This window comes from Streptomyces sp. SID11385, from assembly GCF_010548245.1.
Taxonomy (GTDB): domain Bacteria; phylum Actinomycetota; class Actinomycetes; order Streptomycetales; family Streptomycetaceae; genus Streptomyces.
Genome location: NZ_JAAGLR010000161.1, coordinates 1 through 2119 on the forward strand (window position 1 = coordinate 1; position 2119 = coordinate 2119).

Consider the following 2119-nt stretch of genomic DNA (forward strand, 5'->3'; position numbering starts at 1 on the left):
GGCGGGGGCGGTGGGGGCGCGGGCGGGTCCTCGTACGGGGCCGCGTCCGTGCCCGCCGGGAGGCGCACCGTGTCCTCGGGCCGCTCCTCGCCCTCCCCGGCGCCCGGCCGCACCGTCACCGGCAGCGCCGCGCTGTGCACAGGGACCCCGTGCTCGTTGGCGAGGGTGAGCCACAGGGTCAGGTCGCCGGTGAGGTCGCCGACGTCGAGGAGGAAACGCGCGGGGCCGTAGGTGCCGCCGAAGCGGTGCAGGACGAGGACCGGTTCGTCGAGCGCCGTGCACGTCAGGAAGGGCTCCCCGTCGAGGCCGACCGTGAAGGCGAACTCCTCCGCCGGGTAGGGCCAGTCGGCGGGGTCGGTGCCGTAGGGGCCGAGGAGGTCGACGGTGACGAGGTGGTGGCTGCCGGGCTCGGCCTCCTCGGGCCAGGCCACGAGCGGTTCGGTGATCAGCTCCGGGACGTACCGCTGCTCGCTCACCCCTCGCCCGCCTCCTCCGGCGCGGGCGCCCCCGCGTCCTGCCCGCGCAGGCCGAGGAGCCCGTGCGGGTGACCGTAGTGATGGAACATGTACGTGTACAGGAGCCGCCTGACCCGCCGTTGCCCGGGGACGTCGAAGGCGTCGCCGTCGTAGAGCGTCGGCAGGCGGCGCAGGTCGGGGAAGGCCGCGGTGACCTCGGCGCGGTGCCTGCGCAGGGCCTCGGCGAGCGAGAGCCGGGGCGCGGCGGCGAGCTGGGCCATGACCGCGTGCACCGTCTCGCGCGCCTCCTCGTCGTTGACCGGGCCCATCGCCACGACGCAGCCCGCCGCGCCCTTGCGCAGGAACAGCTCCGTGAAGCCGCGCAGCCGGCTCTCGCCCTGCGCGCTGTTGTCGACGGACCGGCCGGAGTGGCAGGCGTTGAGGTACACGACGGGGTGCTGTCCGGCGAGGGCGCGCATCGGGCGGGTGTTCAGCTCGCGCCACGTGGTGGTGCCGAGCCGCAGTTCGCCCAGGCGCGCGCCGTACGTGCCGTGGCAGGCGACGTAGACGAGGCCGGTCTCCTCGGCCGTGTCCTCCAACTGGTCGAGGAAGAGGGGGAAACGGGTGTGCGGGGTGTGCGCGAAGGGCCGGAACGCCTCGGCGTCGCCTCGCATGCCGGCCTCGGTGTAGCTGAGCACGCGGCCGGGCCGCGGCGGCACCGGCTCGGGCAGCCGCTCGCGCGGGTCCCGCACGATCCAGCGCGTCGTACGGAGCGTGGCACCGAGCAGCCGCGGGGGCGGCGGAGCGGCGGGCTCCGCTCGTCGCGCGTCCTCCGCGGTGGGGGGTGCCGGGCGGCCGGGGAGCCACAGGAGTTCCCAGGGGAGTTCGGAGCCCGTGTCGTCGCGGATGACGAGCCCGTGCCCGGGGCCGTGGGCGTCGGCGACGCGCGCGAGCCAGTCGGTGAGCCGCTCGTGGCGCGTGGACCACTCGGCGACGGCGAGGAGCAGTTCGGAGGGGTTCTCGCCCTCGGCGTGGAGCCGGGCGAGCGTCAGGTCGGGGGCGATCAGCCGCTCGGGGTGCGGGGGCAGGTCGAGCGGCGGGTGCGCGCCGCACCAGCACCAGGCCCGTACCCGGTACGAGGTCAGCTCCCCGCTCCGCTCGCGCTGGACGTGCACGAGGCTCAGCCCGGCCGGCAGCCGGTGCCGTACGTCGATCCCGACCGCACCGAGCCGTACGGGGCGCTTCGTCCTCGCGGCCTCGGCGACATGCCTGGCCACCTCCCCCGCCTGCCGGGGCAGGGGGTGCAGCCGGCGCAGCGCGGCCCGCATCGCCGGAGCGGGACGGTGCGCGTCGGGGAACTCCTCGCTCGTCACCGCGCCGCCTCCCCCGCCGTCGAGGCGGCCCGCACCGGCAGCGCGAGCCGGTCCGCGCGCAGTGCCTGGGCGAGCGCCGGGGTCAGGGCCGCCGCGTTCTCGGGGACGAGGAGGGTGACGCGGAGCCGGGTGCGGTCGAGTGCGGCGAGGCGCGCGGCCTGCGTCAGGCTGTCCCGTACCGCCCTGTCCCCCACCGGCCCGGAGGGGAAGCGGCCCGTGAGGCTGCTGTCGAGCGGGACGTTGGCGCGGGCGTCGCTCGCGACGACGAGCCACGCCTCCGCGAGCCTGCCG

Annotated in this window: 1 protein-coding gene and 2 pseudogenes; all 3 read right to left on the minus strand. The window is 76.8% G+C overall.

Annotated features, from left to right (window positions below; translation table 11 throughout):
- A pseudogene (locus G3I42_RS05230) lies at nucleotides 1–476 on the minus strand (ATP-binding protein); the annotation flags it as partial.
- Entirely contained in the window at nucleotides 473–1828 is a 1356-nt protein-coding gene (locus G3I42_RS05235) for a CHAT domain-containing protein (protein WP_343244460.1), read from the minus strand. The gene G3I42_RS05235 and the pseudogene G3I42_RS05230, both read right to left, overlap by 4 nt.
- Nucleotides 1825–2119, minus strand: a pseudogene (locus G3I42_RS05240) (hypothetical protein); the annotation flags it as partial. The pseudogene G3I42_RS05240 and the gene G3I42_RS05235, both read right to left, overlap by 4 nt.